12 protein-coding genes are annotated in these 13,692 nt (G+C 71.3%); 6 read left to right on the top strand and 6 right to left on the bottom strand.

Features of this window, described 5'->3' with window-relative positions; translation table 11 throughout:
* Window positions 1–5: 5 nt before the first annotated feature.
* Entirely contained in the window at window positions 6–668 is a 663-nt protein-coding gene (locus tag IE317_RS07615) for a Crp/Fnr family transcriptional regulator (protein WP_229902530.1), read from the bottom strand.
* A gap of 20 nt (window positions 669–688) precedes the next feature.
* Complete coding sequence (locus IE317_RS07610; RefSeq protein ID WP_191307648.1) at window positions 689–1,309, bottom strand: hypothetical protein; 621 nt, start codon at window positions 1,307–1,309, stop codon at window positions 689–691.
* 236 nt (window positions 1,310–1,545) lie between these two features.
* Here IE317_RS07610 and IE317_RS07605 point away from each other — a divergent pair, with 236 nt between their 5' ends.
* Both IE317_RS07605 and IE317_RS07600 read left to right on the top strand, forming a co-directional pair.
* On the top strand, window positions 1,546–2,613 hold the full coding sequence (locus IE317_RS07605) for a helix-turn-helix domain-containing protein (protein WP_191307647.1): 1,068 nt from the start codon (window positions 1,546–1,548) through the stop codon (window positions 2,611–2,613).
* Complete coding sequence (locus IE317_RS07600) at window positions 2,610–3,788, top strand: hypothetical protein (protein WP_191307645.1); 1,179 nt, start codon at window positions 2,610–2,612, stop codon at window positions 3,786–3,788. The genes IE317_RS07605 and IE317_RS07600 overlap by 4 nt, the downstream gene beginning before the upstream one ends.
* On the opposite strand, the gene IE317_RS07595 is transcribed toward IE317_RS07600, so the two are convergent.
* The 3 genes from IE317_RS07595 to IE317_RS07585 form a co-directional block, all read right to left on the bottom strand.
* Window positions 3,733–4,290 (bottom strand): GNAT family N-acetyltransferase, encoded by a 558-nt coding sequence (locus IE317_RS07595; RefSeq protein WP_191307644.1) that lies wholly within the window; start codon window positions 4,288–4,290, stop codon window positions 3,733–3,735. The genes IE317_RS07600 and IE317_RS07595 overlap by 56 nt on opposite strands.
* Before the next feature lie 108 nt (window positions 4,291–4,398).
* A complete protein-coding gene (locus IE317_RS07590; protein ID WP_191307642.1) occupies window positions 4,399–6,279 on the bottom strand; it encodes an ArnT family glycosyltransferase in 1,881 nt (626 codons plus the stop codon).
* A 4-nt stretch (window positions 6,280–6,283) separates the two neighbouring features.
* Window positions 6,284–7,819, bottom strand: coding sequence for a sensor histidine kinase (locus IE317_RS07585; RefSeq protein WP_191307640.1), 1,536 nt, complete (start codon window positions 7,817–7,819; stop codon window positions 6,284–6,286).
* Window positions 7,820–7,999: 180 nt separating this feature from the next.
* Between IE317_RS07585 and IE317_RS07580 the strand changes: the two genes are divergently transcribed.
* Window positions 8,000–8,524 (top strand): hypothetical protein, encoded by a 525-nt coding sequence (locus IE317_RS07580; protein ID WP_191307639.1) that lies wholly within the window; start codon window positions 8,000–8,002, stop codon window positions 8,522–8,524.
* Between the two features lie 74 nt (window positions 8,525–8,598).
* Here IE317_RS07580 and IE317_RS07575 read toward each other — a convergent pair whose 3' ends face one another.
* Window positions 8,599–10,698 carry a fatty acid desaturase gene (locus tag IE317_RS07575; protein WP_191307637.1) on the bottom strand — a complete coding sequence of 700 codons (2,100 nt, stop codon included), beginning with the start codon at window positions 10,696–10,698 and terminating at the stop codon, window positions 8,599–8,601.
* A gap of 138 nt (window positions 10,699–10,836) precedes the next feature.
* Between IE317_RS07575 and IE317_RS07570 the strand changes: the two genes are divergently transcribed.
* The 3 genes from IE317_RS07570 (at window position 10,837) to IE317_RS07560 (ending at window position 13,681) form a co-directional block, all read left to right on the top strand.
* Window positions 10,837–11,427 carry a TetR family transcriptional regulator gene (locus IE317_RS07570; protein WP_191307635.1) on the top strand — a complete coding sequence of 197 codons (591 nt, stop codon included), beginning with the start codon at window positions 10,837–10,839 and terminating at the stop codon, window positions 11,425–11,427.
* A 128-nt stretch (window positions 11,428–11,555) separates the two neighbouring features.
* Window positions 11,556–12,935, top strand: a complete 1,380-nt coding sequence (tig, locus tag IE317_RS07565) for a trigger factor (protein WP_191307634.1) — start codon at window positions 11,556–11,558, stop codon at window positions 12,933–12,935.
* Between the two features lie 140 nt (window positions 12,936–13,075).
* Complete coding sequence (locus IE317_RS07560; RefSeq protein ID WP_091320319.1) at window positions 13,076–13,681, top strand: ClpP family protease; 606 nt, start codon at window positions 13,076–13,078, stop codon at window positions 13,679–13,681.
* The last annotated feature ends 11 nt before the right edge of the window (window positions 13,682–13,692 follow it).

Raw genomic sequence — 13,692 nt, 5'->3', positions numbered from 1 at the left:
AGGATTCAGCTCGCCAGTCGTCGGAGTTCGGCCATGCGGTGGATCGTCACCTGTCTTCTGCCGGTGCTGATCACCCCTTGGCGGCGCAGGTCGCGCGTCGCGCGCGCCCAGGACTCCCGCGAGATCGCCGCGGTCATCGCCAGTTCGGCCTGGGTGGCCGGGACGGCGATCCGGATGTCGTCCCCGCGCGGCACCCCGTGCTGGACGGCCAGCTGCATGAGCTGCGCCGCCACCCGCCGCGCCGCGGCCCCGCCGCCGACGTCCAGCCACTGCCTGCCGACAGACCGCAGCCGGGCCGAAAGCACGAGCAGCAGCGCCCAGGAGATCCGCGACCGCGTCCGGCACAGGGCGGCGAACCGGTCGCCCGGGATCTCGAGCACGTCGAGCTCGTCCAGCGCCTCGACGGTCGCCGAGCGCGGCAGGTCGTCGATCGCGGCGAGCTCCCCGATGACGTCACCGGCGCCCCGGACCCCCGCGACGACCTCGCGCCCGTCCGGGGTGGCGTGGACGATCCGCACGTGCCCGGACAGCAGCACCAGCACGACACTGGAGAGGTCGCCTTCCCGGCACACGGTCTGCCCGCGCCGGTAGGAGCGCCGCGTGGCGGATTCCGCCACCTTGCGGCGATCGGCCGGGGCCAGGTCGGCCCAGAAGCCCGTCGGTTCCACGGTCCCCACCTCTTTTCGTGCTACGCGGTCATGCCCTCCTGGCCCCCGTCGCCTTCGGGGGTGTACAGCCACCCGCGGAGCCGCTGGGTGCCGACCTTGATCGGCACCGCCTGGGAGTACGCGGTGTGATCGATCCCCGGGTAGCCGTGCCGGACGACCGAGCGGTGCATCGCCGGGGAGATGACGAGCACGAGCGGGGCGGTCGTGATGCTCAGCTGCCGCCGCAGTTCCCGCGCGTCGACGAAGCGGCAGACGATGTCGACGTCCTCGCCGTACGGGCCCCGGCTGTCGTAGTGCACTTCGCCGGCGTGCACGGCGACCCGGAGCCGGAAGGCGAGCTCGGGATGGCTCTCGGCGTGCTTGTCCAGCAGTTCGGCGAGGGTCGGGACGACGGTGGTGAGCAGCACCGGCTTCGGTGCCTGGTCGACCGGCCGGACCAGGCACAGCGCGCCGTCGCCCCGGTCGACGAACCCGTCGCGGAACTTCTTGGTGATCCCGCCGGCCAGGAAGGCCTCGTCCAGCAGCTCGAACAGGACGGTGCGGAGCCGGGCCCTCGCCGGGTTCGTCCGCGTCGTCGAGCCTTCGATGTCGACCGCCACCATGGCCCGGTGGAGGGGGACGTGTTGTGCTGGGGTACTCATGGCCTGCTCCTGCCTTCAGATTGAAAACTGAAGTTCAGTCAAGGAGACTGTAAGGCGTGAACTACCCCGGATCAACTGAGATGAACCGGTGTTATCTGTTCGGTGCCAGGAAGTTCCGCCCAGCGTAACGTTTCAGTCCCAGCTTCGCCGGGTCGCCGACAAAGGCTCCAGTGACGGGGAGTAATATTGGCGCCCTCATCGGGAGTACTGAAATTTCCTGAAGGGCGGCCCGAGTCGTGTCCCCAGTCCAGCAGCCACGGCCTGCGCTCGCCCGCCGCCTGCGCGCCCTGCGTGAGACGCTGTGGCCCGATGCCGGCATCACCCAGGGCCAGCTCGCCCAGGCCTTCGGCGGGAACAAGCCCCTCAGCGTCTCGCTGATCTCCTCCTGGGAAAAGCCGGACAAGCCCGTCGCGCCGCCGGTCAAATGGCTCGAGGCCTACGCGACGCTGTTCGCGACCCGCCGGTCCCTGGACGGCGGAACGCTGCGCATCCTCCCCGTCGGCGAACTGACGGACGGGGAGCGGACCCAGCGCAAGGAGCTGCTGGAAGAGCTGCTCGAGCTACGCGAAGGCCGCCGGTCCGCCGGGCCGAGGCCGGCCGCGGACATCTGGACCTTCGAGGCGGACCAGAACATCACCATCGTCTGCGCCCGGCTGCCGGAGAAGTACCGCGCGCACTTGTCCTATGCGGACCCCGACAGCGCCGACTTCGTCTCGCTGTACACCTACGCCGACCCGGACGCGCTGATCGAGCTGTTCGGCCACATCCGCTCGCGCAACCCGGAGAACAACGTCAAGTTCTGCACGAGCGACGAGCTGGCGGCGGACGACTACACGAGCCACCTGGTCCTGCTCGGCGGCGTCGACTTCAACTCGGTGACCCGGACGGTCATCGAACGGGTGAAGCTTCCGGTGAAGCAGGTCCCCCGGAAGGCGGACGCCGAGCACGGCGGGTTTCTGGTGGAGGAAAACGGCGATTCGAAGCTGTTCGAACCCAAGCTCGACAGCCAGGAGCACCTGTTGGAGGACGTCGCCCACTTCTACCGCGACGAAAGTCCGTTCAACCGAAAGCGCACCGTGACCGTGTGCAATGGTATGTACGGTCGTGGCACCCTCGGAGCGGTCCGCGCGCTGACGGACGCGCGCTTCCGGGACCGTAACACCGCGTACGTGCACGAGCGGTTCGGCGATGTGGAATCCTTCAGCATCATCAGCCGCGTGCCTGTCGTCGGGGGACAGGGGCTGACCCCCGACTGGACCCTCGAGGAGAACCGGTTGCACGAGTGGCCCGAGGCTGCCGAGTGAACCCCCGGCAGCACGAGTCGCACCAGGACCTCCTGGCGCACTTCGACACCGAGGACGTCTCCGGCGCGGCGATGGACGCGATCATCGTGCCCACCGCGCGCCCGGCCCCCTACCTGCGGCAGGCCATCGCCGCGGCCAAGGAAGGCGATGCCTTCCTGCTCTTCCTGTGCAGCAAGCTGTCGACGATCTCGGGCGCGATCCTGGAAGCGAAGAACGCCGGGGTCCGCGCGCTCGCCATCGACGTCGACCTGCTGAACCCCGGGCTGGTGCCGGAGTTCGCCACCGATCAGGTGCTGCGCTTCACCCGCTTCCGGCGGCAGACCGACACGAGCTTCAAGCGCAACCTGGGGCTGCTCATCGCGGTGCTCGCCGGCTGGAAGCGGATCCTCTTCCTCGACGACGACATCGAACTGCCGCACCCCGCGGACCTCGGCGTCGCGGCCGGCCTGCTCGGCGAATACGCGGTGGTCGGCCTGGCCAACGCCGGCATGCCGGACAACTCCGTCGTGTGCCACGCGATCCGGGACGCCGGCCGCAAGCAGGACACCTTCATCGGCGGCGGCGCACTGGCGGTGGGGGAAGCGGCCTTCAGCTCGTTCTTCCCCAACATCTACAACGAAGACTGGTTCTTCCTGCTGGACGGCATGAAACTGCGGCCGTCCGCGATCACCGGCACGGCGGTCCAGAAGCCCTACGACCCCTACCGGGACCCCCGCCGCGCCCGGGGCGAGGAACTGGGCGACACACTGGCCGAAGGCGTGTTCGGCCTGTTCGACAGCCACCTCGGCCTGGCGCACGCCACCGAGCCGTACTGGGAAGGATTCCTCGCCGACCGCCGCCGGATCATCCGGGAGACCATCGAGCTGGTCAAGGCGTCACCGATCGAGGCGGGTGAGCAGGGCCGGATGGCCGATTCGCTCCGCGCGGCGCTCGGCCGGAGCGAATTGATCACGCCGGCGCTGTGCGTGCGTTACCTGCGGGCCTGGCAGCAGGACTGCGTGTGCTGGCGGCAGCGGATCACCGACCTCCGCCGCGACCACCACGGCGGCTCGGGTGTCGCGCACGCCGTCGCGGCCCTGGGCATCCCGCTGGAAGCCCAGGCGGGGGTCGACGTCCCGGTCAGCACAAGGGCGAAGCGGCGAAGGGATCCTCTGCGGCCCGCGGCGCGGGTGTGACCGGCGTCAGGTCGTTGACCAGCACGAAGCACTCCTCGGGCTCGCTCAGCGTCGAACCGTCGGGCAAGGTCTTCTGCGCGTAGCAGATGACCTTTTCGTGCCCCCAGTCGCGATAACCGAGTTTCTTGTACAGGCGGGCGGCGTCATCGTTGTCCGTGCGTACCGCGAGCGCGACCCGATCGAAACCCAGCTCGGCGAGGCGACGCTCGGCTGCCTCGACCAGTGCTGTGCCCACCCCCTTCCTGCGCAGGTCCCGGTGGACTTCCAGGTGCGTGATCAGCGGGACCTCGGGGAGGTGCGTGGCGATGGGCTCTTCCTCGGCTTTCTCGAGCCACAGGTAGACGGCCCCGGCGGGCCGGAGGTCCAGCCAGGCCAGAAACAGCACGCCGACCTTTTTCAGCTGTCGTTCGTAGCGGTCGTCGAAGAATTCGCGGTCACCGAGGGCGGTGGCGAACGATTCCAGGTCTGCCGAAACGGCCGGCCGTACGCAGGGCTCGGTCATCAGCAGGAACTCCTGTTCGCCTGGGCACCACCAGTGTGCCGGAGTGAGCCGGTTCTTGACCAGGTTGCCCGGGCCCGGACCGGCGTCACACCCTGCTTTCGTCGTGTCTCACACGGTCGCAGTCAGGTCGAACACCGTTACGCCGTCCACAGTGGAGGACTCGTAGTGGGACGCCACCCACTCGGCGATTTCCTGGGCCGCGTCCGAGCCGCTGTTGCCCGGCATCGACAAGCCCTCGCCGAGGAAGTAGTGGATCCGCCCGTCGGCCACGTACTGCTGGAACTGCGCCAGCGTCGGGTACGGGTCCGTCCCGTTGAAGCCACCCACGGCCATCACCGGTGCCCCTGAAGCCAGCTGGTAGCCCGCCGCCGCGTTCGACAGCACGGTGGCCGCCGTCCAGGTGTACTTCGCTGAGTCCTTCTGGAGCAACGCTGTCAGCGAGGCGCCCGGCGTCGTCGTGGTCAGGAGTGCGGCCGGGCCGCCGCCGCGACCGCCGCCGAAGCCGCCCGGCCCACCGAAGCCGCCGGGGCCCCGGCCGCCGAAGCCGGACGACGGCCCGGCCGAGGGGATCGCGCCGCTGTGGGGCGTCGCCGCCGTCGCCAGCGTGTACGCTCCCGTGCCCAGCAGCGTCACGACCAGCGAAAAGGTGGCCACGGCCGCCGCTGCCCCGCGGGTCAGGTGCGTGGCGAAGAACAGCGCCACCGCTGCCAGGAGGCCGCCGACCAGGACCGTCGGCGCCAGCCACGGCTGCCACGACGAGTCGAGGAGCAGGTACGCCGTCAGCGCCGTCACCGCGACACCGCCGCTGAGCAGCCCCGAGGCCACCGGATTGGCGCGCAGGCGCCACAGCTGGACCGCCGCCGTCCCGGTCAGCGCGGCGATCGCCGGGGCCAGGGCCACCGTGTAGTACGGGTGGATGATCCCGCTCATGTAGCTGAACACCAGCGCCGTCACCAGCAGCCAGCCGCCCCACAGCAGCAGGGCCGCGCGGGAGGCGTCCGTGCGCGGGGCCCGGCGGGTGAACCACAGACCCGCTCCCAGCGCCAGCAGCGCCGCCGGCAGGAGCCAGGCGATCCCGCCCGCCATCTCGCTGCCGAACAGCCGGGTCAAGCCCGTCGAACCCCAGCCGCGGCCCGCGCCGCCGCCGACGCTGCCCACTTCGTCGCCGGTGAGGCGGCCGAAGCCGTTGTAGCCGAACACCAGCTCCCAGAGCGAGTTCGTCTGGGAGCCGCCGATGTACGGCCGGGAAGCCGCCGGCCACAGCGCGACCACCACCAGGTACCAGCCCGCCGCCACGAGGATCGAGACGAGCGCGCCGAGCAGGTGCAGGAGCCGCTTGCCGAGCGGCACAGGGGCAGCGACCAGGTATGCGAGCGCGAACGCGGGCAGGACCAGGAACGCCTGCAGCATCTTCGCCAGGAAGCCGAAGCCGACCGCGACGCCGGCCAGCGCGAGCCAGCGCGGGCTCGCCTTCTCGCACGCACGCACCACGCAGTACGCGCCCGCCACCAGCAGCAGCACCAGCAGCGCGTCCGGGTTGTTGAAGCGGAACATCAGCGCCGCGGCGGGCGTCAGGGCCAGCACCAGGCCCGCGACCAGCCCGGCCGCCGGGCCGGACGTGCGGCGGACCGTCGCGTGCAGCAGCCAGACCGAACCCACGCCCATCAGCGCCTGCGGCACCAGGATGCTCCACGCGTTGACGCCGAACAGCCGCGCCGACAGGCCCATCACCCACAGCGCGGCCGGGGTCTTGTCGACGGTGATCGCGTTCGCCGCGTCGCTGGAGCCGAAGAGCAGCGCCTTCCAGCTCTGTGACCCCGCCTGCGCGGCCGCCGAGTAGAACGCGTTGGCCCAGCCGGAAGCCCCGAGGCCCCACAGGTAGAGCACGGCGGTGCCGAGCAGGAGGACGGCCAGGAGCGGCCGGTGCCACGAACGGCGGAAAGGAACTGGAGAGGTCACGACGGGTTCGCGTGCCGCGAGAACGGTCATGAACTCAGCTTCCGGTCTCCAGCTGGGGCCGGGTTGTGCCGATGCTGTGCACCCGCTGTGCGGGCACGGCCACGGGCAGGCGCACCGCGAACTCCGTCCGGCCGGGCCGGCTGTGCACCTCGATCGAGCCGTGGTGGGCGACGACGACGGCCGAGGCGATCGCCATCCCGAGCCCGGTGCTGCCGGCGTGGCGGGAGCGGGACGAGTCGCCGCGGGCGAACCGCTCGAAGACGTCCGGCAGCAGGTCCGGCGCGATGCCGGGGCCGTCGTCGGTCACCGTGAGCACGGCGCTGCCGTCAGCCGAGCGGGCCAGTGCCGTGACCACCGTGGTGCCCGGCGGTGTGTGCGTGCGCGCGTTGGCCAGGAGGTTGGCCAGCACCTGGTGCAGGCGCTGGACGTCGCCGAACACGAGCACCGGGGCCGTCGGCAGTTCGAGCAGCCACCGGTGGCGGCGGCCGGCGACCCGGGCGTCCCCGACGGCGTCGGCGACCAGCCGCGTGAGGTCGACGTCGCGCACGTCGAGGGGCCGGCCCGCGTCGAGCCGGGCGAGCAGCAGCAGGTCCTCGACCAGCGCCGTCATCCGGACGGCTTCGGACTGGATCCGGTTCATCGAGTGGGCGACGTCCGGCGGCACCAGTGCGCTGCCGCGGGCGGCCAGCTCGGCGTACCCGCGGATCGCGGCCAGCGGCGTGCGCAGCTCGTGGCTGGCGTCCGCGACGAACTGCCGGACGCGGATCTCGCTGTCGTGCCGCGCTTCCAGGGCCTGGGCGACGTGGCCGAGCATCAGGTTCAGCGCCGAGCCGACCTGGCCGACCTCGGTCCGCGGGTCCGTGTCGCCCTCCGGGACGCGGATGGACAGCGCCACCTGGCCGCGGTCGAGGGGCAGCTCGGTGACGCGCCCGGCCGTGGCGGCGACGCGGTCGAGCGGGCGCAGGGTGCGGCGGACCGCGAACGCGCCGAGGAAGGCCGCGCCGAGCACGCCCGCGGCGGCCACGCCGAACAGGATCAGCCCGACGGTGAGCAGCGTGTCGTCGACCGGTTTCATCGGCAGGCCGGTGACCACGACGTCGGACGTCCCCGCGACCGGCAGCGCCATCAGGCGGTACTCGCCGAGGTCGTCGAAGGACAGGGTGTGCGGTTTGCCGTCGGTGGGCACCGAGAGCATGAGCGCCTGCTGGTCCGCGGTCAGCGCCAGCCGTCCGCCGTGTTCGGAGATGCTGTCGTCGCGGACCAGGTCCCGGCCCGAGAAGGTGGCGCTGACCGTGCCGACGTTCTGCCCGAGCGGGTGCTGGCCCTGGTTCTGCGGTGGCGGTCCGCCGTCCGGCGGCCGGGCGTTGCTCGCGAACACCAGCGAGCGATTCGCCGCGGCCGAGAGCTGCTGGTCGATCTGGCGCGTGAGGAACACGTCGAGCGCGAACTCGCTGACCACACCGACGATCAGGCACACCACGGTGAGCAGCACGACCACTGAGCCGGTCAATTTCGCGCGCAGCGAGAGCCGTCCCCGGCGGGGACGGGACGGGACGGTGCGCGCGGCCATGGGAACAGCGTCCGTCCGCGCCGTGTGTGCGGGTTGTGCGCTGCCTGTGAAGCGGCTGTGCGGTGACCGGCCCGTTGCCCGATGTCCGTTTCGTGGTCACAGGAACGGCTGAGGGCGGCCACAGTCGGTGCACAGGCCGCGGCTCCACCGTGGACTCATCCGAACAGCGAGGAGCGACTCATGAGCACACCGTCCACTCCGGACCCGACGTGGGGCGCGACGCCCGCACCGGCCCCGAAGCAGGCGTGGTCGCCGGGCAGGAAGATCGCGGCGGGCGCCGTCGCGGCGGTGATCGTGGCCGGCGGGGGAGCGGCGGTCTGGGCCGCGTCCTCGTCCGCGGCCACCGACACCCAGGCCGGCCCGGGCGGCATGCCGGGCGGTGGCCTGGGCGGCGCGCTGCACGGCGAGTACGTGGCGTCCGACGGCAACGGCGGCTACGTCACGAAGATCATGCAGACCGGCGAGGTCACGGAGCTGAGCGCGACGTCCCTGACCGCCAAGAGCGACGACGGCTTCTCGAAGACGTACACGATCACGTCGGCCCAGGCGACGGGCCTGGCGACCGGTGACACGGTCACGGTGGTGGCCACCGAGTCGGGCACCACGGCGACGGCGACCTCGGTCACCGACGGCGAGGCGGGCCCGCAAGCCCCGGGCGGCGGCCAGGGAACCCCGCCCTCGGGCGCCCCCGCCCGGACCGGCTGACCCGGACTTCCCCCTGCAGTGAACGACTCATTCCTGACGTCCGACGCCAGGAATGAGTCATTCACTGCGTCCGGTCAGCGGCGGTCGTAGTCGACCGCGACCTCCGGGGTCGTCGCGCGGGAGCGGCAGGTCAGGATCCGGTTCGCCGCGACGTCGTCCTCGGTCAGCGCGTACCGGACGTCCATGTCCACCTGCCCGTGCAGCAGCGTCGCCCGGCACGTGCCGCACGCGCCGCCCGTGCACGAGTACGGCACCTCGTACCCGGCCCGCAACGCCGCGTCCAGAACCGTTTCCCCGGCTTCGGCCGTGACGCACGTCGTCGTGCCGCCCAGCGTCAGCGCCACCTTCGCCGGCGTGCCCGCCGGGTCGCGCAGGGGCGCCGCGCCGCGGAAGAGTTCGAAGTGGACGTTCTCCTCCGGGACGTCCGCGTCGGCCAGCGTGCGGCGGGCCATCTCCAGCAGGCCGCGCGGCCCGCACAGGAACCACTCGTCGACCTTCGCCGGGTGCAGCCGGTTCTGCAGCAGCGCGCGCAGCCGCGTCCCGTCGAGCCGCCCGCGCTGGTAGCGCTCGTGCGAAATGGCGAGGGCCTCGCCGAGCGTGTCGAAGTGCCGCGGCCGGTGCGCGTGCAGGTCCGGGTCGCGCTCGTCGGTGCGGTAGTGGACGACGTGCAGCCGGCCGCCGAACCCTTCGGCGAGCGCGCTCAGCTCCGCGGCGAACAAGGTCGTCGTCCCCGAGGTGTTGACGTACAGCAGCGTCGCCCGGCTGTGCGGCTCCGCGGTGAGCGTGCTGACCACGATGGACAGCACCGGCGTGATGCCGCTGCCCGCGGCCAGCGCCACGTAGTGCGCGGTCCGGGACGGGTCCGGGGTGAGCGTGAACGCACCGGAGGGCGGCAGGACCTCCAGGAAGTCGCCCGCGGCCAGGGTCGTGGTCGCGAAGCCGGAGAACGCGCCGCCGGGCCGCCGCTTCACCGCGATCCGCAGCTCGCCCGAGTCCGCCGGCGCGCAGATCGAGTACGTCCGCCGCACCGGCTGGCCGTCGACCACCGCGCGGACGGCCACGTGCTGGCCGGGCGAGAACCGGAACTCCGGCGCCAGGTGCGGCGGGACGTCGAAGGTGATCGCGACGGCGTCCGCGGTCAGCGGCCGGACCTCCCGCACCCGCAGCCGGTGGAACCGGCTCGGGCCCGGCGGCGGCTCCGGGCCGGGCTCGTGGTCGCCGAGGTCGTCGGCCAGCCGCCGCCAGGCGCGGTACTCCGCCGGCGTCAGCTCGCGGCCCCACGCCGTGATGATCGGGACGTCGCGGGCGAGGTAGGCGTCCCGGTTGTCGCGCCACGCCCGCAGGTAGCGGTAGAACGGCACGGCGGGGTGGAGGTGGTGCACCAGGTGGTAGTTCTGGAACAGCATCATCGGCGTCATCAGCCACTCCAGCCCCACGCGCACCCGCGTGGTGCCGAACTTGTCGCGCGGCTTCGCGGCGGGGAGGCCGTGGTGCGGCAGCCAGTCGAACCACCACGCCAGCACGGCCAGCCCGATCCGCTGCGGCAGCAGGTACCCCAGCACCAGTTCCCGGCCGTGGCCGCAGGCGATCAGCGTCGCGGCGGCGACGAACGCCAGCGACAGCAGCACGATCGTCTCGGCCCGCTCCGGCGCCGGGCGGGTGCGCACGCGGGCGCCGTAGAAGCGCGCGTACCAGAAGTCGATGGTGAGCCAGCGGAAGGGAAGCGACCACCAGGCTCCCTGCGACGTCCAGGCGTCGGGATCGGTGTGGGAGTCCGCGTTCGTGTTGCGGTGGTGTTCACTGTGGATGAACCGGAGCAGCGGGAACGACGCGTACGCCGCGACGAACGGCATCGCCAGCCTGCCCAGCACCTCGTTGACCCATGTCAGCTTTCCTGCGGCGTGGTGCACGGATTCGTGCGCCACGGTGAACATCGTGAAGGTGACGATCGCGTGCAGCGGCACCGTGTACACCGGCGGCGCGATCCCGGCCAGCAGCAGCCAGGTCGCCGTCGCCCACAGCGCGGCACCGCCGGTGAACAGCAGGAGCGTCGGCACGGACAGGCGGGGCAACGGGATGCGGGGCGAGGGCACCGAGCGCGGGACCGGCACGCCGGCCGCCGGCACGCTCCCGGACGTCCGGGAGCCGAGCGACGGGGTATCGACGACGGGCATCGAGCGGTCTCCTCGGTCGAGAAGCTCCTGGCGAGGCGGGAGTCACCGTAGACAACCCGCTCGGGTTTGTAAACGTTGCGCCACGCTTCGAAAAAAGGTCCCGGCCTGCCGAACGCAAGCGGTCGGTAAGCTGCCCTTGTGAAGGCCGTCACCCGTTCCGCCCCGGTGCGCACCCGGGACCGGCTGCTCGACGCGGCCGCCGTCCTCATCGCCGCGGACGGCTGGGCCGCGGTGACGATGGGCAAGCTGGCCGCGCACGTCGGCGTCAGCAGGCAGACCGTCTACAACGAACTCGGCTCCAAGGCCGAGCTGGCCGAAGCGCTGGTGCTGCGCGAAACCGGGCGCTTCGCCGAGCGGGTGACCGAGGTCGTCGCCGCCCACCCGGGCCGTGCCGTCGACGGCGTCACCGCCGCGTTCCGCCAGACCCTCGAAGCGGCCAGGGTCAACCCGCTGATCCTGATCGCGCTCGGGTGCCCGAAGGGCGGCAGCGACGACTTCCTCCCGCTGCTGACCACCCGGCCCGAAGGCGTGCTCGAGCGCTCGGTCGACTCCGTGGCGGCCCTGCTCGCGCGGAGCTACCCCGACGTCGGGCTGACCCTCTCGGAGTGGACGGTCGCGGTCGAGGCGTTCGTCCGGCTGCTGCTCTCCCACCTCGTCCAGCCCAGCGGGTCGGTGGCGCACGCGACCGGTCAGATGCGCTGGGTGATCGGCCGGATGCTGGGCGCCTGACGCCGCAGGTGGCCCCCGGCCCGGTGGCGGAGGCCACTGGCCTAGACTCGGACGTCCCGGCCTGCACGTGGCCGGGGCCATTTCCGCAGGATTGTCCACCACAATCGTTACCGCTCGAGGAGAAGACCTTGAAGAGCACCGTCGAGCAGCTCAGCCCGACGCGAGTCAAGATCAATGTCGAGGTGCCGTTCGACGAGCTCAAGCCGAACTTCGACCGCGCCTACCGCAAGATCGCCCAGCAGGTGCGCATCCCGGGCTTCCGGCCCGGCAAGGCGCCCGCTCGCGTCCTGGAAAGCCGGATCGGGCGCGGCCCGGTGCTCGACGAGGTCGTCAACGAGGCCATCCCGGCCAAGTACATCGAGGCCGTCCGCGCCAACGAGGTCCGCACGCTCGGCAACCCCGAGTTCGACGTGACCAAGCTCGAGGACCGCGACGTGCTCGAGTTCACCGCCGAGGTCGACGTGCGCCCGGAGATCGAGCTGCCCGACCTGGACGGCTTCGCGATCACCGTCGACGACGTCGAGCTGACCGACGCGGAGGTCGACGAGCAGCTCGACGAGCTGCGCGCCCGCTTCGGCACGCTGACCGGCGTCGAGCGCCCGGCCGAGAACGGCGACTTCGTCTCGATCGACCTGTCCGCGACCGTCGACGGCGAGACCGTCGAGGAGGCGAGCACCAGCGGGCTGTCCTACGAGATCGGCTCCGGCCAGCTCGTCGACGGCATCGACGAGGCGATCATCGGCGCGACCGCCGGCGAGACCAAGACGTTCACCACCCAGCTCGTCGCCGGTGAGCACGCCGGCAAGGACGCCGAAGTGACCGTGACCGTCCAGTCGGTCAAGACCCGCGAGCTGCCCGAGGCCGACGACGAGTTCGCCCAGATGGCCAGCGAGTTCGACACGATCGACGAGCTCAAGAACGACCTGCGCGAGCGGCTCGGCCGCGTCAAGAAGATGCAGCAGGGCGTCCAGGCCCGCGACAAGGTGCTCGACGAGCTCCTGGAGCGCACCGAGGTGCCGATCCCGGAGAAGGTCCTCGACGCCGAGATCGAGAACCGCAAGCACGACGCGATCCACCCGTTCGACCACGACGAGGCCCAGTTCGCCAAGGCCCTCGAGGCCGAAGGCCGCACGCTCGAAGAGTTCGACGCGGAGACCCGCACCGAGTCGGAGAAGGCCGTCCGCACGCAGCTGCTGCTGGACACCATCGCCGACAAGGAAGAGGTGTCGGTCAACGACGGCGAGCTCACCGAGCGGATCATCTACCAGGCCCAGCGCTTCGGGATCAGCCCGGACGAGTACGTCCAGCGCGCCCAGCAGTCGGGCCAGCTGACCGCGATCTACGCCGACGTGCGCCGCGGCAAGGCCCTCGCCTCCGTGGTCCGCAAGACGACCGTCACCGACGGTTCCGGCGCCGAGGTCGACCTCTCGGAGCTGTTCGGCAGCGACGAGCCGGCAACCGAGGAGACGCAGGTCACCGACGGAACGGCGAAGACTCCGGCGGAGTGAAGCTGTGAGCGAACTTGGGCGGTGTCAGGCATTCTGCACCGCCCAAGTTCGTTAGGGTCGGATACAAGATCTCAAGCATCTGAAACGACAGCGGTGGCCGTCAGCACGGGGCCGCCGCCGGCGCGAAAAGGCAGGCAGACGTGACGCAGCACACGCCCGAGGCGCGGACCGGCACCGCAGGGCTCAACCTCACCGACTCGGTGTTCGAGCGGTTGCTCCAGGAGCGCATCGTCGTCCTCGGTTCCGAGGTCAACGACGAGGTCGCCAACCGGATCACCGCGCAGCTGTTGCTGCTCGACGCGGACGACGCCGAGTCCGACATCCGCTTCTACATCAACTCGCCGGGTGGCTCGGTCACCGCCGGGTTCGCCATCTACGACACCATGCAGCTGATCCGCCCGGACGTCGCGACCTACGCGATGGGCATGGCGGCTTCGATGGGGCAGTTCCTGCTCTCCTCGGGCACGCCGGGCAAGCGCTACGCGCTCCCGCACGCCCGCATCCTGATGCACCAGCCCTCGGCCGGTGTCGGCGGCACGGCGTCGGACATCGCGATCCAGGCGGACCTGTTCAACAAGTGGAAGCAGGAGCTGGCCCGGATCACCGCGGACCAGACCGGGCAGACGGTCGAGCAGATCATCAAGGACGGCGACCGCGACCGCTGGTTCACCGCGCAGGAGGCGAAGGACTACGGGTTCGTCGACCACGTCCTCACCGCCGACATCGCCCGTCCGGGCTCCCGCTGAGCCCGAAGCAC

Origin of the sequence: Amycolatopsis bullii (assembly GCF_014654205.1) — a bacterium.
Lineage (GTDB): Bacteria > Actinomycetota > Actinomycetes > Mycobacteriales > Pseudonocardiaceae > Amycolatopsis > Amycolatopsis plumensis.
This window is presented reverse-complemented; position numbering and strand designations above follow the sequence as displayed.

Bases quoted from the DNA above. Each gene is read 5' to 3' on its own strand.
- IE317_RS07595 (WP_191307644.1), bottom strand. From the start codon at position 4,290: ATGACCGAGCCCTGCGTACGGCCGGCCGTTTCGGCAGACCTGGAATCG.
- IE317_RS07575 (WP_191307637.1), bottom strand. From the start codon at position 10,698: ATGCCCGTCGTCGATACCCCGTCGCTCGGCTCCCGGACGTCCGGGAGC.
- IE317_RS07590 (WP_191307642.1), bottom strand. From the start codon at position 6,279: ATGACCGTTCTCGCGGCACGCGAACCCGTCGTGACCTCTCCAGTTCCT.
- IE317_RS07580 (WP_191307639.1), top strand. From the start codon at position 8,000: ATGAGCACACCGTCCACTCCGGACCCGACGTGGGGCGCGACGCCCGCA.
- IE317_RS07585 (WP_191307640.1), bottom strand. From the start codon at position 7,819: ATGGCCGCGCGCACCGTCCCGTCCCGTCCCCGCCGGGGACGGCTCTCG.
- IE317_RS07610 (WP_191307648.1), bottom strand. From the start codon at position 1,309: ATGAGTACCCCAGCACAACACGTCCCCCTCCACCGGGCCATGGTGGCG.